This is a genomic window from Streptomyces sp. NBC_00203 (genome assembly GCF_045206325.1).
Lineage (GTDB): Bacteria > Actinomycetota > Actinomycetes > Streptomycetales > Streptomycetaceae > Streptomyces > Streptomyces lutosisoli.
The window spans coordinates 38,756-60,223 of sequence record NZ_CP108126.1 but is presented as its reverse complement, the minus strand read 5'-3'; the positions used below and the strand labels follow the sequence as shown (position 1 = coordinate 60,223).

16 protein-coding genes and 2 pseudogenes are annotated in these 21,468 nt (G+C 67.5%); 10 read left to right on the top strand and 8 right to left on the bottom strand.

Annotation, left to right across the window (positions count from 1 at the left end; all coding sequences use genetic code 11):
* Positions 1 to 382 precede the first annotated feature (382 nt).
* Positions 383 to 1,387: an IS481 family transposase gene (locus tag OG975_RS00265; RefSeq protein ID WP_406326554.1), complete on the bottom strand. Its 1,005-nt coding sequence runs from the start codon at positions 1,385 to 1,387 to the stop codon at positions 383 to 385.
* Positions 1,387 to 2,184, bottom strand: a complete 798-nt coding sequence (locus tag OG975_RS00260) for an alpha/beta fold hydrolase (RefSeq protein WP_406326553.1) — start codon at positions 2,182 to 2,184, stop codon at positions 1,387 to 1,389. The genes OG975_RS00265 and OG975_RS00260 overlap by 1 nt, the downstream gene beginning before the upstream one ends.
* A gap of 36 nt (positions 2,185 to 2,220) precedes the next feature.
* Here OG975_RS00260 and OG975_RS00255 point away from each other — a divergent pair, with 36 nt between their 5' ends.
* From OG975_RS00255 to OG975_RS00240, 4 genes and pseudogenes are all read left to right on the top strand, one after another.
* Positions 2,221 to 2,841, top strand: coding sequence for a TetR/AcrR family transcriptional regulator (locus OG975_RS00255; protein WP_406326552.1), 621 nt, complete (start codon positions 2,221 to 2,223; stop codon positions 2,839 to 2,841).
* A 50-nt stretch (positions 2,842 to 2,891) separates the two neighbouring features.
* Positions 2,892 to 3,335, top strand: coding sequence for a hypothetical protein (locus OG975_RS00250; protein ID WP_406326551.1), 444 nt, complete (start codon positions 2,892 to 2,894; stop codon positions 3,333 to 3,335).
* A 156-nt stretch (positions 3,336 to 3,491) separates the two neighbouring features.
* Positions 3,492 to 3,902: pseudogene (locus tag OG975_RS00245) on the top strand (ATP-binding protein); the annotation flags it as partial.
* A gap of 122 nt (positions 3,903 to 4,024) precedes the next feature.
* A complete protein-coding gene (locus OG975_RS00240) occupies positions 4,025 to 5,581 on the top strand; it encodes an oxidoreductase (RefSeq protein ID WP_406326550.1) in 1,557 nt (518 codons plus the stop codon).
* 375 nt (positions 5,582 to 5,956) lie between these two features.
* Here OG975_RS00240 and OG975_RS00235 read toward each other — a convergent pair whose 3' ends face one another.
* Both OG975_RS00235 and OG975_RS00230 read right to left on the bottom strand, forming a co-directional pair.
* Complete coding sequence (locus tag OG975_RS00235; protein WP_406326549.1) at positions 5,957 to 7,033, bottom strand: polyprenyl synthetase family protein; 1,077 nt, start codon at positions 7,031 to 7,033, stop codon at positions 5,957 to 5,959.
* Positions 7,034 to 7,205: 172 nt separating this feature from the next.
* Positions 7,206 to 8,285, bottom strand: coding sequence for a terpene synthase family protein (locus OG975_RS00230; RefSeq protein WP_406326548.1), 1,080 nt, complete (start codon positions 8,283 to 8,285; stop codon positions 7,206 to 7,208).
* A 1,047-nt stretch (positions 8,286 to 9,332) separates the two neighbouring features.
* On the opposite strand from OG975_RS00230, the gene OG975_RS00225 reads away from it, so the two are divergent.
* On the top strand, positions 9,333 to 9,536 hold the full coding sequence (locus OG975_RS00225; RefSeq protein WP_406326547.1) for a cold-shock protein: 204 nt from the start codon (positions 9,333 to 9,335) through the stop codon (positions 9,534 to 9,536).
* A 150-nt stretch (positions 9,537 to 9,686) separates the two neighbouring features.
* Here the strand turns inward: OG975_RS00225 and OG975_RS00220 are convergent, their stop codons facing one another.
* Positions 9,687 to 10,286, bottom strand: a complete 600-nt coding sequence (locus OG975_RS00220; RefSeq protein ID WP_406326545.1) for an isochorismatase family protein — start codon at positions 10,284 to 10,286, stop codon at positions 9,687 to 9,689.
* Positions 10,287 to 10,900: 614 nt separating this feature from the next.
* On the opposite strand from OG975_RS00220, the gene OG975_RS00215 reads away from it, so the two are divergent.
* The 5 genes from OG975_RS00215 to OG975_RS00195 all read left to right on the top strand — a co-directional run bounded on the left by OG975_RS00215 (position 10,901) and on the right by OG975_RS00195 (position 18,162).
* The gene (locus tag OG975_RS00215) at positions 10,901 to 12,514 is read left to right on the top strand and encodes an ISL3 family transposase (RefSeq protein ID WP_406326544.1); all 1,614 of its coding nucleotides are present in this window, start codon (positions 10,901 to 10,903) and stop codon (positions 12,512 to 12,514) included.
* 355 nt (positions 12,515 to 12,869) lie between these two features.
* On the top strand, positions 12,870 to 13,937 hold the full coding sequence (locus OG975_RS00210) for an alpha-hydroxy acid oxidase (protein ID WP_406326543.1): 1,068 nt from the start codon (positions 12,870 to 12,872) through the stop codon (positions 13,935 to 13,937).
* 140 nt (positions 13,938 to 14,077) lie between these two features.
* On the top strand, positions 14,078 to 14,521 hold the full coding sequence (locus OG975_RS00205; RefSeq protein ID WP_406326542.1) for a hypothetical protein: 444 nt from the start codon (positions 14,078 to 14,080) through the stop codon (positions 14,519 to 14,521).
* A gap of 276 nt (positions 14,522 to 14,797) precedes the next feature.
* Positions 14,798 to 16,897 (top strand): NACHT domain-containing protein, encoded by a 2,100-nt coding sequence (locus OG975_RS00200; protein ID WP_406326541.1) that lies wholly within the window; start codon positions 14,798 to 14,800, stop codon positions 16,895 to 16,897.
* Between the two features lie 365 nt (positions 16,898 to 17,262).
* Positions 17,263 to 18,162 (top strand): transposase, encoded by a 900-nt coding sequence (locus OG975_RS00195; protein WP_406326540.1) that lies wholly within the window; start codon positions 17,263 to 17,265, stop codon positions 18,160 to 18,162.
* A 25-nt stretch (positions 18,163 to 18,187) separates the two neighbouring features.
* Here OG975_RS00195 and OG975_RS00190 read toward each other — a convergent pair whose 3' ends face one another.
* The 3 genes and pseudogenes from OG975_RS00190 to istA form a co-directional block, all read right to left on the bottom strand.
* Complete coding sequence (locus OG975_RS00190) at positions 18,188 to 18,646, bottom strand: hypothetical protein (RefSeq protein ID WP_406326539.1); 459 nt, start codon at positions 18,644 to 18,646, stop codon at positions 18,188 to 18,190.
* A 101-nt stretch (positions 18,647 to 18,747) separates the two neighbouring features.
* On the bottom strand, positions 18,748 to 19,506 hold the full coding sequence (gene istB, locus OG975_RS00185; protein WP_406326537.1) for an IS21-like element helper ATPase IstB: 759 nt from the start codon (positions 19,504 to 19,506) through the stop codon (positions 18,748 to 18,750).
* Positions 19,503 to 21,100: pseudogene (gene istA / locus OG975_RS00180) on the bottom strand (IS21 family transposase). The gene istB and the pseudogene istA overlap by 4 nt, the downstream one beginning before the upstream one ends.
* Between the last annotated feature and the right edge of the window lie 368 nt (positions 21,101 to 21,468).

Sequence of the window (21,468 nt, the reverse complement as noted above, 5' to 3'; positions counted from 1 at the left end):
CGCGCATCGTGACGACGTGGCATACGGTCCACAAGCTCACCACGGAAAGGACGTGGCACCAGCGCCCGAACAACGGTCGCGAGCGCCACCCGGCCGGCGCGTAGGTGGGTGTAGGGCAACTCGCTTCGCCGGCATCGGCGTTCAGGGCTGCCTGGACGTGTCTCTGCTCGTGCGGGGAGCTGGGCGGTCGACCGTGGCTTCACTCGCCCCATCCCAACTCGGTCTCATCGGTGGCCGCGTAGAGCTGTACGGGAATCGCGACCTTCTCTGAACTAGACCGGCCCCGAGGCTTGTCCTCCGGCCATCTGTTGGGAAAGGGGTCCCCCAGAGCCATCTTCGCTGGCGGCACTGACGTGGCTCGAAGGTTGGCCCAGATGCGAGGCTAGGTGTATGAGGACATGACGTTGGTGACAGTCTGCCCGAGTGTTGCTGCGGGTGGTTGTCCGCCGAGGGCGGTGTGGGGTCGGTGGTAGTTGTAGTGGATGTTCCAGACCGCCAGCGCCTGGGCGCGCTGTGTTTCGGAGGTCCAGGTACGCGCGTACAGGAACTCTTCGGCCAGGATCCGGTTGTACCGTTCCACTTTCCCGTTGTGCCGGGGCGTGTACGGTCGGATCCGTTGGTGCCGTGAGCCGAGTAGGGCGCGGGTGAACGCATCTGCCCGGTAGCAGGCGCCATTGTCGGTGACGAGCCGTTCGATCCGGGTGATGCCGTGTACGGCAAACCACGCCCTGGCCCGGTGCAGGAACGCAATCGCCGTCGAGGCTTTCTCATCCGGCAAGGGCTCGGTGTAGGCGAGGCGGGTGTGTCCGTCGATCGCCGAGTGCAGGTACACGTACCCTCCACGGCCGGTCTTCTTCTTGTTCCGGCTGACTGCCCGGGAGTGATCGCTGTTTCGGCCGTGGGCGCGCCATCCGCCGCCGTCAGGTATCCGTCCGACCTTCTTCACGTCGATGTGCACCATGTGGCCCGGTCGGCGAGCGGTGATTGTGCGTGGTTTCCGCGTGGTGTGGCCGTCGGGGTCGATGAATCGTCGTCTGCTCAGACCGAGATGGGCGAGGTGCCGGGTGACGGTGCGACGGCTCACGGCGTGCGTGGTTTGGCTGAGTTCGAAGGCGATCCGTCCTGCGGACCACTTGTGGTTTCGGCGCATCTGCTCAATCCGCTCCACTACCTCGCCCGGTGTGGCTGTGGGTTGGCGGTGGGGTGTGGAGGACCGGTCGTGCAGGCCGAGCTCACCATGACGACGGTACCGGTTGACCCACTTGGAGGCGCATGCCCTGGAGATGCCCATCTCCGCGGCAACGTGGGCGATCGGACGTGACTTGCATCGCTCGACGAGTCGCCTGCGGCCCTCAATGGAGAGCGGTGCGTTGGCATGGGTGCCCATCAGATGGCGGCGAGGTTGTTGAGCAGGTGGCCAAGCTCTGCCGGCGCCGAAATGTGGGCCAGATGGCCCTGGCCGGCGAGTTCGTGGACTCCGGCGTGAGCGACGTGCTGCCGCACATTGTCGAACGACGTTCCGTAGGGAGCTGTTCCGCGGTTGCACTGGCCGATGATCAGGTCCACTTGATCTGCCTGTCGCGCCATCACATCCGGAGGCGGCGCCGCGTTGAGCGCGCCGAGTTCGGCGTACAGCGGTTCGCTCAAGCGACGCAAGATCGCCCAACCGTGCTGATCGGCCTGAAGATCCTCGACATGCGCAGCGGAGAAGCCGGAGATCTGCCGATTGACGATCTCGACGCAGCGATCCCAGTCCGCCGTCTCCGCTGCGCTCTTCAGGTCCGGCACTGCATGGCGTCCGAATGGCTGCATCACCGGCTCGTAGGCGATCACATGGGGAATCGGGCGATCGTTGGCGGCTAGCAAGGTGATCAAGCCGCCGTAGCTCCAGCCGAAGAGCGCCCTCGTGCTGTCGAACTCGTCAAGGACCACGCCGAGGTCCTCGACCTCTGTCCGCAGCGAGTAGGAATTGGTCAAGGGCCCCGAGGGAGTGCGTCCCCGACGGTTTACGACTACCACTGAGGGCCAGGCCGCGATGGCGCCCACGACCCGGCGCCACGTGTGCGCATCGCTCATGACGCCCGGGACGATGACGAGGCCCGGAGCATCCGGCTCCCCGTATACATCGACCGTGACCCAGCTGTCCCCGTCGACTGCAAGCTTCTTCTGAATCGTTCGCTCCATAAATCTATTATGGAGCGAACGATCTACAATGCAAGCGTGACCGAACGCAACCGTGGACGCCCCCGAGCCTTCGACCGCGACCGTGCGGTCCTCGAAGCCGCTCGCCTCTTCTGGCGACGCGGCTACTCCGGCACCTCGACCCGCACCCTGACCGCGGCCCTCGGGCTCTCCACGTCCAGCCTCTACGCCGCCTTCGGCAGCAAGGCCGGACTGTTCGAGGAAGCGGTGTGGACCTACGCCGAGCGGTACCGCGAGATCTACCAGCAGGCTGTCGCCGAGAACGTCATCCAGACCGTCATCGAACGCATCCTGACCGACTCGGTCCACGAGTTCACCCAGCCAAGCGGCACGCACCCGGGGTGTCTCATCAGCAGCGCCGTGATGACCGACAGCACGAGCACGCTCGATACCAGCGCCTACGTCGCCGAACTGCATAGCTCGAACGAGCAGGCCCTCCTCGTGCGCATCGAGCGAGCGATCCAGGACGGGGAACTAACCGCGGGCACCAACGCAGCGGTCCTGACCGGGCTCATCCAATCCGTCTGGCACGGATTGTCAGTGCGGTCCAACGTCGACACGGCTCGCGAGGACCTGCTCGCGACGGCGCAACTTGCTCACCAACTGATCTGCCAACAACTCACGTCACCAACGTCCTGACCCGCAACACCTACTACTCGGCACCCGCACAGGAGATCAACACCTCGCTCGTGGCCGCAGCCTCGCTGCTTCACCCGCACGTCCGGCAGCCTGACGGCGCCCGCATCCACGACCGCCTCACCCGCGGCCGCCGCCCAGGCGAGATCGTGCCGCTGTCCACGCTCACCCACGAGCTGGACGGCGGCGCGCTCTGGCCGGACGTCGGCGACTGGGCGGCGGTCACCGCAGACCTGCTTCAGCTCATCCAGGACCGTGAATGCGACGGTCTCAGCCTGGGTCTGCCGGACATCGCCCGTGCCCTGGTGTGCTCCGGCCCGCAGAGCGAGGTCCGGGTCTACGACCCGGCAGCCGAGCGCTATCAGGCGTACGGGGCAGCCGACCGTATCGAGGTCCTGGCCGAGGTCGGCAGGCAACTGGCCTGGGCGGAAGCCGGGTGCGCCCTGTGGCCGGGCGACGGCCTGCTGGTTCCCGTCAATCCCGGGGAAACCAAGTGATGTTCGGCTACGAGGCGTACGAAGTCTGGGCGGACTTCCGCAGACTGCTGACTCGGCGTACACACCCCAAGCGCCGCGGCCGCCGGCGGTCAGGCCGGGCCGAAGGAGACGGCGCCGCGTCCGGGAACTGGCTCTGTCGGTGAGTCGTAGTGTCGTTTGTCGTTGAGCGCGGAGGCCGCGATGAAGGGCTACCGCGTCCGCTACACCCTCGCCACGAAACTGGTGAACGAACTCGTCGAGGCCGCCGACGAGCGGCTCCTGACCAAGACGATCGCACGCTACGGACGCGTCGATCTCCTCTGTATTGACGAATTAGGGTATATGGAGCTTGATCGCAGGGGTGCCGAGCTGCTGTTCCAGGTCCTGACCGAACGCGAAGAGTAGAACAGCGTCGCCATCGCCTCCAACGAGAGCTTCGGCGGATGGACCAAGACATTCACCGATCCGCGGCTCTGCACGGCCATCGTCGACCGCCTCACCTTCGATGCGGCCATCCTCGAAACCGGCACGGACTCCTACCGCCTCGCCCAGACCAAAGCCCGAGCCGAACAAGCCGCCACAGTCTGACCCCGCCCCGGCGCTTCGCGCCGAGGAATGCTCTCGAACGACCGGCCGATGAAAATGGGCTGCCCTCCGATCCGTGCGCTTGGGGCGAGGCGAGCACGAAGGAAGATCGCTACGCTGCATGGGTGCTCTCATACGACGAGTTGACTTCACCGGAGCGTGAGCTGTGGGACGCGTTCCCCGAGGGACGCCGCGTGGACCTGCGCACGGGTGTGCCCGAGGATGACCGTGTCGACGGAGGCGGGCAGTGGGGCCCCGGGCGGACGGTGCGGGCAACCGTGATCGTGGCACTCCTCCTGGGCACAAATACCGCGCGACCGGGCGCCGTGGCGTGTCTGAGGCTTGCCGGGGCGCGGATATCCGGACACTTCAACCTGGCCGGCGCGCAGGTCGCTCACGCCCTCTGGCTCGAGGACTGCTGGGTCGAGGAGGGCGTGGACCTCTCCGGTGCGTCGACCCAGTCGATTGCGATTGTGGGCAGCCGAGTGCCGGGCGTGGAAGCCGGCATGATCCGTATCGACGGGCGCCTCGACCTGCGGCGCTCTCGCCTGGAAAGCGGCTCTGCCTCACCCTTCCACCGCAGGGTCACCGCCTTGTCGCTCATCAACGCCACCGTGAGCGGCGCCGTAAACCTCAACGGCGCCGAGATCACCGCACCCGAGGAATGGGCGGTGTCCGCTGGCGGACTGGTAGCGGAGGGCGGCGTCTACTGCGCGGACGGATTCATCGCGCACGGTGAAGTCCGCCTTATGGGGGCGCAGTTGCCAGGCGGACTGCACATGCGGGGCGCACTACTGGAACGCCCCGGTCGGCGCGGGGTCGCGCTCGCCCTGGACAACGCCGTGGCCTCGACGCTCGACTTCTCCGACGGGTTCACCGCGAACGGGACCGTGCGGCTGCGAGGTGCTCGGATCTCGGACAACCTGACCTTTGAAGGAGCGGTCCTGAACGGGCCGCCTGACGGCCACGGCCCGTCATTGACAGCCCTGCTGATGCAGGCTGTCGACTTCGACTTCACCCTCGCCCGGCAACCGTCCGGCACCGTGGACCTGCGTGGCGCACAGGTGTCCTACGTCCACGACAGCGAGCAGAGCTGGCCGGACGTGGTGGAGTTGGAGGGCTTTGTCTATGGCTCTATCAAGAAGGTGGAGTCCGGCGAGCGGCGGGAGGCGGTGGGCCGGTGGGACTCCGTGGCCCGCCGCGTGGCGTGGATACGGCGCAGCCCGGGCTACAGCCCGCAGCCGTATGAGCAGTTGGCGAGCTGGTACCGGACGATCGGCCACGACGACGACGCACGCCGGGTGCTCCTGGCCAAGCAGCGCCACCGGCGCTGCACCCTGTCCCTGCCCACGCGTACTTGGGGGCACTTGCTCGACGTGACCGTTGGCTATGGCTACCGCCCCTGGCTGGCCGGCGTCTGGCTCTTGGCACTGACCCTGCTGGGCACTCTGGTCTTCGGCGCGCACTCTCCGACCCCGGTGAAGCAGGGCGAAGGCGCTCCGTTCCAGCCTCTCGTCTACACGCTCGACCTTTTGATCCCCATCGGCGGTTTGGGCCAGCGCACGGCCTGGTACTGGACGGACGGCAGCCTCCAATGGCTGGCTTATCTCCTGATCGCCTTGGGATGGGTGCTGACGACCGCTGTCATCGCGGGTGTCACCCGCACGGTGCAGAGGAACTAGCGCTCGCCAGGCTGAACATGAACTGCCTGAGGCAGACATGCCCGCGCGCCCGAGCGACATCGAAACTCGCCGACATTCAGAGGCTCACAGGCCCTCGGATGACATCCGAACTCATCGACAAACGACTCTCGTTAAGAGCTACGCAGCCAATTGGCCCCCTTCCGAGCCAGTACCACCGAAGGCTCACCGCAGCCAACTGGGGACACCGCTGGGCAGAACGCGACGTACCCTGAACCACCCCGGGCCCCTTCGGGGCTTCACCAGAGGCACTGGTGCCTGACTGTCGTGCACCACCGATGAACAGCACGGCTGCGCTGCACAGGAAGCTCGCGCAACGAGGCCGACCTGGCGATGCCACCGAGCAGCACCGACGGTTCAGGTCGTACGAGCCGTGACGGCGAGGGCGAAGTGCCGCAACCAGGCCGGCCCCGCCGGATGGAACTCAGCTGTGGACAGTGCGTTCAGTGCCTGGGCGGTCTTGTCGGTGATGAGCTGCTCAGTGATGGTCCGGGCGCCGGTGGCGGCCAGGACACCGCGAATCTGTTCGGCGTGAGAGTCGGTGAGGCGAGGGTCGCCGAAATTCTCGGCGAGGCAGCGCTGCTGAGGCGCGGTCGCCCGTGCGCGGGCGATGGCGTACAGGACGGTGTGCTTGCCTTCGCGCAGATCGTCGAGGGTGGACTTGCCGGTCTGGCCGGAATCTCCGTACACGCCGAGCAGATCGTCGCGCAGCTGGAAAGCCTCGCCGAGGGGGAGCGCGTAGTCGGACAGGGCCTGGAGCTGCTGGCCGGCGGCCCCGGCGAGGGCGGCGCCGAGGAGGAGGGGGCGTTCGATGGTGTATTTGGCGGTCTTGTGGCGGATGATCCGCCAGGCGATGTCCGGGTCGGCATCCGGGCTTCCGGCTGCAGCCAGGTCCAGGTACTGGCCGATGAGGGCCTCGGTGCGCAGCGCGTTCAACAGCGGCCAGGTGCGGCGGTGTTGCGCTGATGTCACGTCGTCGGCGTGGAGAAGTTCGTAGGACCAGCCGAAGGCGAGGTTGCCGAGCAGGATCGCCGCGTTGACACCGAGCGAGTCGGCATCGGCGTGTCCGGCGTGCTGGGCGGCGAGGGCCCGGTGGGCGGTGGGCCGGCCACGGCGGATGTCAGATTTGTCCATGATGTCGTCGTGGATCAGGGCGAAGGTGTGGAACAGCTCCAGCGAGGCAGCAGCCCGCCACACCGCCGGGGGCGGGGTGCGGTCGGTGATGGAGTACCAGCCCATGAGGCACAGGATGGGACGGACGCGTTTGCCGCCGGCCGTCAGCATGGCCCGTAACTGTCCGATGAACAGGCTGAGTTCCGGCAGATCGGGGGCACCGTGCTCTTGGTCGTCGAGGAAGTCGTAAAGGAGCCGTTCGACACTTGCCCGGATGGCTGCGGGGTCCAGCGGGGCGGGAGGTGCAGCGCTGGTACTCATGGTGGTCAGTCCTTGGTGTCGGTTCCTTCGGTGAGGTGCGTGAGCTGCGCCAATGAAAACCTCAGCGACGTCGTTGGGGTGTGCCGGAGGACATGCCGATATCGATTTCCCGCGCTTTGACAGGGTCGCTGACCACGCAGACGCGCTGGAGTGGAAAAGCCGGCGGGTGGGGTCAGTGAGCGGGGTGCAGTGGGCGGGAAGGCCGCAGGGTGCTGTCGTCGAAGTCGGGGCGCAGTTCGGAGCGGGGCGGGATGAGGCTCTGGACGTCCATGTAGCCCCGGGCGGCGACGATGAAGTGGGCGTGGCACATGCCGTGGACCATGTCGTGGACGGTGTTCGCGTAGACCTCGGCGTTCTGGACGGTCTGGTCGTCCAGTCCCAGGGCGCGGCACTGGCCGGGGAACTGGTCGCGTGCTGAGGCCAGGGCGGTGAGCCGGTCCCGGTACATGGCGCGGGTCTGGAGGAGAGCGTGTTCGGTGCCCTGGCCGTGACGGCGTTCCAGGGCGGCGACGATGTTCATGACGCCGTCGGCGTCGGGGTTCTTCAGGTCGCGGTAGAAGGAGAAGACGTCGTTCTGGATGGCGACGGCCTCGTCGAGGGTGTGGCGAAGCCGCACGTAACTGCCGGTGGCCGTGGCCAGCATCGGCAGCTCGAAGCCCTCGAAGTACTCGACGAGGTTGGTGAACATCGAGATTGCGATGTCGTCGGCGCGCACGGCGAGGGCCGTCTCGACGTCGGGTGGTTCAGGGCTGGCGTTGAGCAGGAACTTGTTCACGATCCCCCGCATGAACAAGCCCACGTCCGCGCGGCAGCGGCCCAGCCACTCATCGGACATCTGGGCGGCCGCCCGGATCAGCAGGCTCCACAGGCCCTGGCCGGCTCCGCGCAGTGGTTCGGGCGCTGGTCCTCGCGGGTCGGCATGCAGCACCCGGAAGGTTTCGTCGACCACGGAGGCGACGGTCGGCAGCGGGGTGTCGGCGCGGTTGAGGAGGTCGTCAGTGAACAGCGCCCACGCGATCCAGTCGGTCACCAGGTCCAGCCCCCGACCACGGGCATGAGGGAAGGCTGCTGCAGCCGAGGCGCCCAGATTCCAGGAGGTGACGACCGTGGACGTTGTCTGGCTGCGGACCAGTTGCATGTCCTTGGCCCATGTGAGGACGTGGGCGTCGGCGGCGTCCGCAGCGTCCCGGTCGAATTCCCACACGGCGGGTGTGTAGAAAAACTCCAGGGCTTGTTCAGCTGATGTGATCATCTAGGTTCGCTCTCTCGGGACGGCCCGGGCGTTGCCCCTGGGTTCAGCAGGGGGTGGAGACATCGGGAACGGCTGCAGTGACCATGAGCGACCAGCCTTGTTCGGGACAGGAGCCTTCCTGCGGGCAGTGCCGCCTGCCTGCCATCGGCAGGCCCGTGGTGCCCATGACAGATGGTTGCGGGCACGGTCCCCGTCCGAGTAGGCGCACTCACCAGCGCTTGGCGCGACCACACCACACGAAGTGCGCTCCGGCGCAGATCCGTTCCAGACTCAGCGGAACGGGTGTCACGTCAGCACGTACTCAAGCGGGTGGAACCTGCGGTGCAGCGATGCGACAAATCAGCTCCTTGAAAGTGAGGCTCGCGGCGAGAAGACATCCGCCTCAGTTGCGGCTGCGAGGCCGATGAGCCACCCGAACTGTTCCCTGTGTTCGGTCAGGGCCTGCGCTCCCCGCTTGCTCAGCAGCCCGCACCGGCCTGACCGGCGGCACGGCCCGCCCGGGCCGCGGCAGAGGTGCTGCGGCCACTCTCCTCGCCGCGTTCGCCGATGAACCAGCGGTACCCGCCGGCGGTCGAGTTCGTCGTCGATGCGGTCGTTGAACTCGGCTGGCTTCTTCCTCAGGTGGCTGAGCCACCACAGGTGGTAGAGGTGTTCGCGGGCTCACCCAGTCACGCCAGCAGCGCCGCACGACCTCGGTGCTCCGGTCCGAGGACATCGACCGCAGACTAGACATCCTGCTCGGCACGGCCGCGGCAGCGGCAGCGGGAGAACGCACCTCCCGCGCCGAACTCCTGGCAGCACTCGTAGCCGCCGCCGGCATCGATCCCGAGCAGATGGCCGCGCTGCCTTGTCTGCCTGCCGGCCGACCGCGTCCCACCGCAACGGCGAGCCGTGACACGGCAAGGTTCATCCCCACGGGTGAGGTGCCGGGAGGATGGCGGATTTCGCCGCGGCCGGAGGAAATGATCAAGTGCCGGAGTCTGCTCGAAGGGGCTTCGGCCGGGGCGACCACATCGCGCTCTGGCACCGAATGAAGGACTGGGACCGATGGCGACAGGCACTGTGAAGAGCTTCAACCCCGACAAGGGTTATGGCTACATCAGTCAGGACGATGGCGGCGCGGACGTGTTCGTGCACTTCTCGGCCATCCAGACCAACGGATACAGGAGTCTGGAAGAGAACCAGCGGGTGGAGTTCGAGGTCAGCCAGGGGCAGAAGGGTCCGCAAGCGGAAATGGTCCGCATCTTGTAACCCCCGGATTTGAGTAGTGGAGGAGCCCAGGTGTGCGGCACAGCTCACCTGGGCTCCCCGGAAGGCGCGCTCCAGGGGTCAGCAGAGGCTGAGACAGGCCCCGCGGGCCTGCCCGGTGGCTGGTGGTACTGGACGACGTCGAACGTGGTGTCAGGACTGTTCCGGTACCGGTGCCTCACCGGATACCGCAACACCGGCCCGGCGGAAGTCGTTCACAGCGGCGGCTGTCGTGTGCGGGGCAACCCCGACCGCGTAGTCCAGGCGTACGCGCGTACGAAAGCCTGCCGCGACGGCATCCAGGGCGGTCGCGCGCACACAGTGGTCCGTCGCGATGCCCACCACGTCGACCTTCTTGACCCCGCGGGCGCGCAGCCACTCCGCCAGCAAGGTTCCCTCCGCGTCCGCGCCTTCGAAGCCGCTCTTGGACGCGCTATGGGCACCCTTGAAGAAGACGGCGTGCACCTTGCCGCCCGTGACGACAGGCGCGAAGTGGGGATGGAACTCGCTTCCTTCGCCTCCTGCCACGCAGTGGACGGGGAAGCTGTCCTGGAAGTCCGGGTGTTCGGAGAAGTGACTGCCCGGATCGATGTGATGATCCCGGGTGGCCACGACGTACCGGTAGTCACGCCCCGCGCTGCGCTCCACCAGGTCCGCGATCGCGGAGGCGATCCGCGCCCCACCCGCGACGGGGACGCTGCCCCCTTCGCAAAAGTCGTTCTGCACATCCACCACGATCAAGGTTCGGCTCATCACACACACCCCTTCCAGTCCTGCCGGACAGGAGAAGAAGCCGCTCCGGCAACCCTTCCGATGCTGGGCGAGCACCGCCGGCAGCGCCCCACGAGTTACGCCGAACGGGTGACCGTACGCCGGGCATCACCGTGTGCCGCTCCGCAGAGGTGACGGCGGCACCGAACGTGTCGGGTCGGCGCTACGCACGACCGTTGGGGTGATCCCGCAGACACAAAGACCCGGCAAGTGCCCGGTGGCCAGTTATGTGGTGCCGTGATCAAACCCCCCACCTGACGTCGCCGCTCTGACGGCGGCGCAGCGCGGCGGCCCCGGCCGACGCGTGAGGAGCACCGGCGGCGCCCGATCCCCTCGCCCGCCGCCCGGGACCTGTCCCACCCACACACCTTTTCTTGTTCTTCTTGCTGTGGAACGTGGTCCGGGGGCGTAGAGGGGATGCCGGCCTCCCGACCACGGCCGGACCAGCGTGGTGACCTGCGGGTTTGCGGGCGGGTGCGGGAGTGTCGGCGACGCTTGAATACTGGCTCTTCCAAGATTTCCGTGAAGCCGGTGATGCTTCCGTGCGCCAGTGACGCTCCGTCACGGACGGCGGGATGCTCGGTCAGTGTGAGGAGTTGCTGAAGACGGTGTTTCCGCACCTCGGCGGGGTGCTGGTGGAGCAAGTGGTGGCAGAGGGCGGTCTGTTACGGATCGTGGCGAGTACGGCATCGACGATCTCGGCGTCGTGCCCGGACTGCGAGGTTCTGTCGAGACGTCGGCACAGCGGCTACGAGCGCCAACTCGCCGACGACGCAGTCGGCGGCCGACGGGTGTCCATCACGTTGACCATCCGGCGCCTGTTCTGCGACAACCCGGGCTGCGCGAGAGTGACGTTCGCCGAGCAGGTTGAGGGGCTGACCGTGCGTTACGGTCGGCGGACTCCGCAGCTCACGGGCCTGTTGGGCGCGGTCGCCGTGGCGCTGGCCGGTCGGGCCGGCGAGCGGCTCGCCGCCCGGCTGCCGGCGCCGGTCAGCGGGACGACATTGCTGTCCCTGGCCATGGGCTTGCCGGACCCGCCCGCCGAAACGCCCCGGGTGCTCGGGGTCGACGAGTTCGCCCTGCGTAAGGGACACAGCAACTACGGCACCGTGCTGGTCGATTGCGAGACCCGTGCTCCGGTTGACCTGCTGCCCGAGCGAGAGGCGGCCACGTTCGCCGCGTGGCTCACCCAGCACCCCGGCGTGGAGATCGTTTGCCGTGACCGCGGCGGCTGTTACGCCGACGGAGCCCGCACCGGAGCCCCGGACGCTGAACAGATTGCCGATCTCTGGCACGTCTGGCACAACCTCGCCGAGGCCGTGAAACGCCTGGTCAGTCGCCATAACGCATGCCTTCGCGACCCCGAGCCCGCCCCGAGTAGGGCGCCCGCCGTGGTGCATCCGCCCGTCTCCCACGGGGGACGGCTGGCCGCCCAGGTCGAGCAGCGGCACGCCGCCGTACATGACCTCCTGAACCAGGGCCTGGGCCTGCGGGCCGCAGCCCGCCAGTCGGGACTGGCCATCAACACCGTGCGTCGCTATGCCCGGGCCGACACCTGGGAGGAACTCGCCACCGGCCGCTGGCAGAACCTCCCCAGCACCCTGGACCCATACAAGCCCTATCTGCATCAACGCTGGCGCGAAGGCCACACCATCGCGGTCAAGCTCCACGCTGAAGTCCGCGCGCGCGGCTTCACCGGTTCCTACTCCGTCGTGCGCGACTACCTCCAACGCTTCCGCCAGATGCCGGCCGACACCACACCGCCACCGCGCCCGCCGGGGGTGCGCAAGGTAACCGGCTGGATCACCCGCAATCCCGACCACGTGAGTGACGACGACCGGCAGAAACTCAAGGCGATCCTGGCCCGCTGCCCCGAGTTGGAGGCCACTGCCGGACACGTCCGGTCCTTCGCCGCCATGATGGCCATCCGCAGCGCGGACCGGCTGCCCGCCTGGATCGCCGCGGTCCGTGCGGACCAGAGCCACGGCCTCCGCGCCTTCGCCGACGGGCTCATGACCGATTTCGACGCGGTTGCCCTCGGGCTGAGCACAGAGTGGAGTTCCGGCTGCGTCGAGGGCCGCGTCACGGACATCAAGATGCTGAAGCGGCAAATGGCGGGCCGTGCCGGCCACCCCCTGCTCCGCAAGCGCGTCCTCCTCGTGGCCGCAGACCGGCGGCAACACAGAGCCACGGCCGCAACAGCCTCATGACCGGCTTCACGGAAATCTTGGAAGAGCCACTTTTCGAGCGCCGCCGACAGCGCCTGACCAAACCCGCCAGGACACGGCCCCCACTCCAGTCCGAAGCAGTCCAAGCACCGCCCCGGCCGGTTCGGATCCGCACCGGCGACGGAATCCGCCTCGCGCCTGTCGGCGCCCTTGCACTGATCCCAACCGGCATGCCGCCGCGCCCCGCCTACGCGGCAACTTCTTCTGCGATGGGCTCGTGCCAGCCGTGTGGCGCGGCATAACTTGTGATCAAGAGTTCTCCGATCTTCCGGGCTGAAGCCGCGGCTGCAACGCAAGGAAGTCGGGGCAGAAACCGATTCGTGGGGAGGGGCCGGCGGTGACGGAGATTGGTCGCTGGATGGATGGTCTGGAGGAGCAGGCGGCCCGGGCCCTGCCATCCGACATCTACGGCTACTTCCGCCGTGGCGCTGGTGCGGGCATGAGCGCGGCGGAAGCCAGCGAAGCCTGGGACCGGCTCCGGCTGCGGCCGCACGTGCTACGCGATGTGTCGGCCTGCGATACGTCGACCACCGTATTGGGTACGCCGGTTGCCACGCCGGTCCTCGTAGCCCCGAGCACGTTGCAGCGCAAGGCGGATCCGGCAGGTGAGGCCGCCACGGCGCGCGGTGTCGCCCGCGCCGGGTCGCTGCTGGCGGTGACTTCGAATACGGCGGTTCCGTTCTCGGCGCTGCCGGCGAGTGAGGCGCCGTGGTGGGTGCAGGTGTATGTGGTCCGGGACCGGTCGCTGACCGTGGAGGTGTTGCAGCGGGCGAAGGCCGCCGGGGCGCGGGCGGTCGTGCTCACCGCGGACACGCCGGTCATCGGCTCGCACCGCAAGCCCGGCGCCCATGTGGCCGATTTCGTCCAGCCCGAGGACCTGTACGGCAATGTGACCGGCATCCCCGCCCGGGAAGCGGCCGAGCACGCTCCCGACCTCACGCCGGAGGTGATCGGGTGGTTGCGTGAGCAGACCGGATTGCCGGTCGTGGTCAAGGGAGTACTGAGAGGCGACGACGCACGAGAATTCGCGGCGGCGGGCGCCTCCGGGATCCTGGTCTCCAATCATGGCGGTCGGCAGTTGGACGGCCTGGTACCCACTGCCTGGGCGCTCCCGGAGGTGGTCGACGCGGTCGCCGACACCGGCGCGGAGGTCTACGTGGACGGCGGACTGTGCCGCGGCACCCACGTATTGGCCGCTCTCGCGCTCGGGGCCCGCGCAGTGTTCCTCGGACGACCAGTGTTGTGGGCACTCACGGTTGCAGGGGACGCGGGAGTGGCCCGGCTGATCGACGAGCTCACTCACGAGCTCAGCGAGGCGATGCGCATCACGGGTACCTCATCGTTGAGCCGGATGACACGCGATCTGCTCTGGGCACTACCGTCTGTCAATGGGTGGGGCACCTGATCAGCGGTAACCAAGGGGGTCCATCACAGCTTCTGATCCGGATAGCTGCGGGCCCCGGCCAGGCTCCGGCTCGGCCGGGGCCCGCGGCGTCTTTCGTCAAGTCGCTGTCCCGGGCCGGGGTCGGGCTCCATGCTCCTGATGTGGCAGTCTCACTCCGGCGCAAGCGCGAGGCTCCCCGGGGCCGGTACACCCCGAACCTCTGGCCCGTCTGGATCGTGGCACCCGTGGCGCTGATAGCCGCTGGTGCCCTCGGCTGGGTCATCTACCACTACGCCTACGACCACTTCGCGCAGGCTGCCGCCGACCAGAAGCCGCCCAAGCCGGTCAACATCAATGACGTCCTCAAGGCCACCGTGACGGCCCTGACCCTGATCGGTGCCGTCCTCGCCGGTCTCTACGCCTACCGCAAACAGCTCCTCGCCGAGGGCGACGCACACCGCGCCGACGCAAGCCAGCTCGCCGACCGCTACACCACCGCCGCCGAACAGCTCGGCCACGACCAAGCCGGCGTCCGCCTCGCCGGCGTCTACACCTCGCCCGCCTCGCCGACGACTGGGGGTCGGCCCGCCGTCAGCCCGGGGTAAGAGCCCGCCGCGAGAGCTGTCTTGACGGTCTGCACCACTACCTATCGCGTACCAAGGCGTTACTCCCTCGGCATCGCGGCTGGCCAGGGCAGCGTTCTCCAGGGCGAGCAGGTTGAGGGTCGTGGCGTAGGTCTGGAGGCGTTCTTCCAGGTCCCGGCAGTGGGCTTGAAGTTCGGCGTGTTGCACTCCCCGTGTTCGGGGCTCAAGGGTTGTGGTTCCACTTGACTCCAGCGCGGCGCTCCCGTGCCGGATAGGGCTAGCGAGCATGCTACGAGAATGAGCGGCGCACGGAAGCGGAAATGGACTCGATACGCCAGCGGGCTGTTGCTCGCGGCATGCCTGGCCGTGGGCCTCTGGGCAGCCACTGCGTTCTTCAGCGGCAACCTGACCACATCCGAAAAGACGGGCTTGTTCACTCTGTTGGTGACGCTGCTGCCCTTTGCCGGCATGGCAGCCAAGGCACTCAAACCGTCGGCCGATGTCGATCTGATGAAAGCATCAGGCCAGTTGGCCGAAGCGGTAGAGTCAGGTGAACTGACACAGCGCACGCAGTGGCTGGGCGGTGACAATCAGCCGATCAATGTTGCCTTCACGTTCCGCGCCGCCCCCTCCCGGGTAGCGGCCGGTGCGGCGTCCACCGGTCGTCTGAGCGAGATCAGCGACTACTACCGCCGTCTTCGCCCCGAGCGGCTCCTCATCACCGGGGCCCCCGGAGCAGGCAAAACCGTCCTGGCTGTCGAACTTGTGCTGAGTCTGCTTGAGAAGCGAGAAGCCGACGACCCGGTACCGGTTCGCATGGCCTTGGCCAGCTGGGACATTGCCGAGCCACTGGAGCAGTGGATGACCGGCGAGCTCGCGGATACGTATCAGCTGAGCAAGACGACCGCCAGGCTATTGATCGACAAACGCTGTGTCCTCCCCGTGCTCGACGGCTTGGACGAGATGGACACCGAAGTGGGCGACGTTGGATCGAGTCGCGCTGTGGAAGCCCTGGCCGCCCTCAACCGGTACCAGGCCGGTCGCTACAAAGCGCCCCTGGTGGTGACCTGCCGCACCACCACCTACGACGCGCTCGCGGAAAGAATCCGCCTTCTCGACGCAGCCCGTGTCGAGATGTCATCCGTGACGGCCCGGCAGGCGCAGCGCTTCGTCGCTGCCCGGGTTCTGACTCCTGCCGATTGGCAGCCGGTGATTGACGACGCAAGACGGCACCCGCAAGGAGCCTCTGCCCAGGTACTGTCCACCCCCTGGCTGCTCACTCTGGCGGTGACCGTCTACGAAGCCGGTGGCGACCCCTCCGAGCTGCTCCGTTTCACCGACCCTGCGGCGCTGCGTAGCCACCTCCTTGACCGCTTCGTGCCCGCCGCCACCGAACTGCATACGCGTGCGGGCAACCGCGGCTACCAGCCGTATCAGGTCGGGCGCAGGCTCGGGATCCTCGCCCGCTACCTGACAGACAACGCCCGTGAACGCCGCACCATGGGCGGTCGCCTCCTGTCCAGCACGGACCTGGTTCTGCATCAGTTGTGGCCCCTTGCTGGCATGCGTGCCCGAGCAGTCGACATCGTCCTCAGCAGCATCGCCGGACTGGTCATTGTGTCCCCCTGGGTACTCATCGCTTTCCTCGACGCTGCCGCGATCCCCGCCCTCATTGTCGTGGCGTTGCTGACCATCGGCTGGGTCTGCATCTCGGCCCGAGTTGCCTGGCCGGTCCCCAAGAGCATCTCGCCCGGGAAGCTCCGCACCCCGAAGGGACGGCGTGCCGTCGTCGGGCCGGTCAGCTTCGGAGTCATGGCGGCGCTCGCGTTCACCATGGCCCTCGTCCTGCCAGTCGCCGGACAGCCAGGGTACTCGTCTCTCGCCAGCGAAAGCGTTGTCAACCTGGCCATTTTCCTCCCGATCGCCCTGATCGGAGGCCTCGCGTTCGGTCTTCGGCACAATCTGGAGACCGTGGCGTCGAGCAAGGGTCCGAACGCCCTTGTCCGGACAGACCTGCGTTCAGGAACACTACTCGGATGCACCACTTGGACTATTTTCGCCGTGGCGATCAGCATCAGCGAGGGATCGTCCCTTGCCGAAGCGCTTGCTCTTGGCATCGTCCTGGTGGGGTTCTTCGGAGGCGTCCTGGGCGTTCTCAGCGGAGTCATCTGGGCCGGAGCCTGGCGCCGCTACATCGCGACTTTGTTCTGCACACGCCCACTCCTGCCGTGGCGCCTCGGACGCTTCCTTGCCTGGGCCTCCGACGCCGGCCTACTGCGGATCGCCGGGAACGCGTACCAGTTCAGACACCTTGAACTTCGAGATCACCTCGCAGGCGCTGAGGCTGCCAGAGCACGTGACTCCTACGCGCCATGGGACACGCCTCCAAAGAAATGATCACATTGCGGCATCGCAGTCAGCCTCTGCTATGCCGCTGGCCAGCGGTGCGGTGAATGCCAGCCGCGCTCAGTCCGCAGGGAGGGGCCACAGCTGTCGAAACTCGTGAACAATCCGGCCCCCCGCCAGTGCGCTGGCGCCTCCTGAACTGACGTCGAAGTGCTGCCCGTTCTCGGGTTCTAGCTTAACTTCTGGATGCTGTTGGTGATCTTCACTCGGTGTGGTGAAGCCTGCTGACCCTGTCCCTGTTGATCTCCCTGTGGTGGTCCGCTGGTGGGAGCGGGGCGGAGCGAGCGGTCGGAGGGGTGGCCGCGATGTCGATGGGCTCGGTTTCGGGACGTGTGGTCCCTCCGCTGACAGTGCGTATGGCGCGGGCGAGCAATCCGCGGGGCACGCCGGCGATGTGGGTGCGCGACCGGCTGGACGAGTTGTTCGTGGACGAGGACTTCGCCGACTGGTTCCCGGTCGACGGGCGGCGGGGCCTGTCGCCGGCCCGGCTGGCATTGGTGTCGGTGCTGCAGTACGCGGAGAACCTGACCGACCGGCAGGCCGCCGAAGCGGTCAGATGCAGGCTGGACTGGAAGTACCGCCTCGGCATGGATCTTGATGATGCCGGGTTCGACTACTCAGTGCTCAGCGAGTTCCGGGACCGGATGGCCGAGGGCAACCGCGCGGATCGGCTGCTGGCCGTGATGGTCGACCACCTCGTCGCTGCGGGGCTGGTGAAGCGCCGCGGTGCAGTGCGCACGGACTCCACCCATGTGCTGGCCGCGGTGCGGACGCTGAACCGCACGGAGCTGGTCACCGAGACCCTGCGGGCCGCGCTGGAGCAACTCGCCCTGGCCGACGAGGAATGGCTGGCGCCACTGATCGAGCCGGGCTGGGTCGACCGTTACGGACGTCCGGCCTTCTACCACCGCCTGCCCAAGGGCAAGGCGGCCCTGGAGGAGCATGCCCTGCGGGTCGGCGAGGACGGGACGAGGCTGCTGAAGGCGGTCTTCCGTGCCGATGCCCCGCCACGGCTGCGCGTTCTCCTGCAGGTCCAACTGCTACGGCGGATATGGGTGCAGCAGTACTGGTACGACGCGGCGGGCCGGTTGCGGTGGCGGGGTCCGAAGTCCACCACCGACCGGCTGAGCCGGCGCACGATGCCCCGCAGGACGGCCCTGCCTCCGCAGGCCGACGGACGGCCAGACCCCGCCACGGCCTGCGTCCCGTGGGCCCTGTGGACGATCGCGTTATTCCCCAGGGGTAAGTTCACGTAATTCCCCAGGTCCTGGCTTGAGAGGGCTAGGTTGCGCCGGGCAGCCCCAGGGCAATCATGAGGGCTGAGGAGAGCTCTTCCGCGAACAGGGCCGACCCGGTGAGCGTCTGCCGGATGGCTTCCTCGTCGGGCGTCAGTCCGGCAGCGGCCGACCAGGCGAGAGCGCCGCCCACGGCGGGTTCGATGGGGAAGTGCTCCAGAGGTATCTCGTAGCTCTTCGCCATCTCCCGGTTGAGCAGGCCCTCCCAGCTGTTCCCGTCCGGCGTGAGGGCCTCGATGAAACCCACATCGCTGTCGAGGAAGGACACCATGACGGCCGGCGCCCCCGTTCGTTGGACGAGGTTCGCAAGGCTGCGCCGTCCGGCGTCGGCGAAGTCCGTGACCTGCCAGCCCTCCGCCAACGCCTCCGTGTCGTCGATGCCCGTGAACCCGGCTGCCCGCATGAGCTGGTGCAGTTCCCCCGTGGACGTGGACCGGGTCGTCAATGATCCGCCTGAATTTCCCATGGTCCGCAAAGTAGCGGATGCCTCTGACAAGCCAACTCGTGCCGCTGAGACATCGGCATGGGAAGCCGGGATGGCGGACGCTAGTGCGTCTTGTCGGCCGTGTTCCTGGGACGCTTGTTTGGGAGATAGCTGGGCCCGTTCATGATCACCTGGTGGCTGGTGTTGATGAGCCGGTCGAGGAGGGACTCGGCGACGACGGGGTTGGGGAAGAGGGGATACCAGTCGCTGGGCGCCCTGTTGCTGGTGATGATCAGCGAGCGACCCTGCCGCTCGGAGACGAGTTCGTAGAGGTCGTCGGCCTGTGCCGCGGACAGCTGTCGCATGGCGAAGTCGTCGAGGATGAGGACGTCGGGGCGGACGAGTTCGCGGATCCGTTTCTCCCAGGTGCGGTCCGCGTGGCCGCCGGCGAGGTCGGCGAGGATGCGGCTGGTCTTGGCGAAGCGGACGTGGGCGCCCTGACGGACGGCGAGGTGGCCGAGGGCCTGGGCGACGTGGGTCTTGCCGACGCCGACCGGACCAAAGAGGATGACCGACTCGCCGGCATGGAGCCAGCGCAGGGCGCCCAGGTCCCGGATCTGGGCGGCGGGCAGTTTCGATGAGGCCGTGAAGTCGAACTCCTCCAGAGTGACCTGCTGCTCGAACTTTGCCCGCTGCAGGCGGCGTTGGAAGGCGACGGTTTCGCGGCGGGTGATTTCGTCCTGGCAGAGGACCTGAAGGAAGTCGAGGTGGCCGAGTTCGCCGCCGTGGGCCTGGGCGAGGCGGGCGTCGAGGGTTTCCAGCATGCCGGACAGTCGCAGGGCCTTGAGTGACTCCCGCAGGGCGGCGTCCATCACGGTCATCGGGCTTCCACCTCGGCTTCGTCACGGTCCTGGTCGTCGTGGTCGTCGTCCGTCGTGTCTGGGGTCGCGACGGTGGCGAAGAGCCGGGCGGGGCCGTGGAGAAAGGCCGCGGCTCCGGCGTCTCCGCTGGTCTCGGGCTCGGGGTCGGTTTCGGTGCCGGCGATGAGGATGCCCTTGATGGTGCGGTAGGACGGGTCGCCGACCGCGATGGCCCTCGCGCAGGCGGCCTCCAGCCGTGTCTCGCCGTACTTCTTCCGCAGACCGAGGACCCCCTGGGCAGCGCGGAGCCGATAGAGGACGTTGACCTCCAGCAGCTGGTCGACGACCTCACGGCAGGCGTCGCCGACCTCGGACGCCTGGCTGCGGCACCAGACCGGCGTCCGCATCTGGAAGGCGATCTTCTCCGGCGGATAGTCGCTCTTGTCGGTGCGTTTGCCCTGGTCAAGAGCAGCGTGGGTCTTGACGAGCTGGCCGTCATGGAAGACCTGGACCATCGTGGCGGTCGAGCGGACGTCGACGCGGCGGCCGATCAGCTTCCACGGCACCGAGTAGAGGGTGCGGCCGACCTTGATGTGGATGTCCGGGCCGACCGTGGCCGTCGACCAGCGGGCCAGCACGAACGGAGTCGGCGGCAGAGGCAGCAGTTCAGCCGCTTCAAGTGCTCGAACACGGTCATCGGGGCGGCCCCGCCCAGCGGCCGGCACTTCCGCCGCCCGGCAACCTGCTGGCTCCAGGTCACGGCCTCGGCCTGCATGTGCTCGATCGAGGTGAACTCCCGGCCTCGCCAGAACGAGTCGCGGACATAGGGCATCGGCCGCTCGACCCGCGGCTTGTCCTTCGGCTTCGCCGCCCGGGCCGGATCGACCAACGCGCCGTAGTGAGTGGCGAGTTCGGCATAAGCCTTGTTGATCTTCGGGTCGTAGAGGTCAGGCTTGTCGACGCCGGTCTTCAGGTTGTCCGGGACGAGCCGGCGCGGGACGCCGCCGAAGTATCGAAAGGCCGCGACGTGCGCTTCCGTCCACGCGTGCTGGTCCAGGTGCAGCACCGGCCGGACGAACATGTGCCGCGAACACGGCAGCACCATCACGAACGCCCAGACCCGATGGCGCTTCCCAGTCCGCGGGTCAATCCACGGCCCGAGAAAGCCGTAGTCGATCTGGGCCTCCGATCCGGGCTCGATGTCGTCGCGCAATACGGTGACCTGCGACTTCGCCACCTCGTCCGGCAGCGTCGCGTGCACCCAGCGACGGAACGAGGAGATCGACACCTGCAGTTTGTGCTCGTCACGCAGTCGCTGGTGGATCGTCGAGACGGTCACCGTCCCGAGCAGGCTCTTGATGTAGTCGCGGTGCTGGTCGATGTCCGGCCAGGTCACCTGCCTCAGCCGTCTGTCGATGAGCCCGGGGAACCACTCCTTGATCAATTTCGACCAGTCAGCCTCGCTCATCGGCGGGCCGCCCGGGCTGATCCCGGCTGCTTCCGCCGGGGCCAGGTACTTCCTGACCGTCTTGCGGTCCACCCCCAGCGACGCGGCCAGCTCGCTCTTCGAGCGGCCCGCGTACCAGTGGACGTAGATCTCGGTGATGTCGACCACGACGAACGTTCTCCTCGCCATCCGGGCTGCCCATCGGCCATCCGAACCAAGGGACGAGGAACATGAGCAGCTCCGCGACGACCAGGTCCCTCGATCCCGACCTCCGCGCTACCCATGGCCACTTAGGAGAATTCCGGATGGGGAATTGCATGACGCTCAAACCGCCCAACCTGGGGAAAAACTTGATCGTCGACACCGCACCGTCAAGCGCTATCAAGGCAGCGGCGCGTTCCCGGTTGGCCCGTGGACTGGGCGAGGTCAGCGAGAACACCGTGCCTCGGTCCTCGGGCAGGGTTTTGCGAGACGATGTCCGCGCGGCCGCAGCGGGGACCGGACGCATGCAGGCCATCCGCTCAACCAGTCGCAGG

Excerpts from the sequence above, each read along its gene's own strand:
- istB (WP_406326537.1), bottom strand. The coding sequence starts at position 19,506 with ATGACCGTGATGGACGCCGCCCTGCGGGAGTCACTCAAGGCCCTGCGA.
- OG975_RS00230 (WP_406326548.1), bottom strand. The coding sequence starts at position 8,285 with ATGATCACATCAGCTGAACAAGCCCTGGAGTTTTTCTACACACCCGCC.
- OG975_RS00200 (WP_406326541.1), top strand. The coding sequence starts at position 14,798 with ATGAGCGGCGCACGGAAGCGGAAATGGACTCGATACGCCAGCGGGCTG.
- OG975_RS00220 (WP_406326545.1), bottom strand. The coding sequence starts at position 10,286 with ATGAGCCGAACCTTGATCGTGGTGGATGTGCAGAACGACTTTTGCGAA.
- OG975_RS00235 (WP_406326549.1), bottom strand. The coding sequence starts at position 7,033 with ATGAGTACCAGCGCTGCACCTCCCGCCCCGCTGGACCCCGCAGCCATC.
- OG975_RS00265 (WP_406326554.1), bottom strand. The coding sequence starts at position 1,387 with ATGGGCACCCATGCCAACGCACCGCTCTCCATTGAGGGCCGCAGGCGA.
- OG975_RS00225 (WP_406326547.1), top strand. The coding sequence starts at position 9,333 with ATGGCGACAGGCACTGTGAAGAGCTTCAACCCCGACAAGGGTTATGGC.
- OG975_RS00195 (WP_406326540.1), top strand. The coding sequence starts at position 17,263 with ATGGCGCGGGCGAGCAATCCGCGGGGCACGCCGGCGATGTGGGTGCGC.
- OG975_RS00260 (WP_406326553.1), bottom strand. The coding sequence starts at position 2,184 with ATGGAGCGAACGATTCAGAAGAAGCTTGCAGTCGACGGGGACAGCTGG.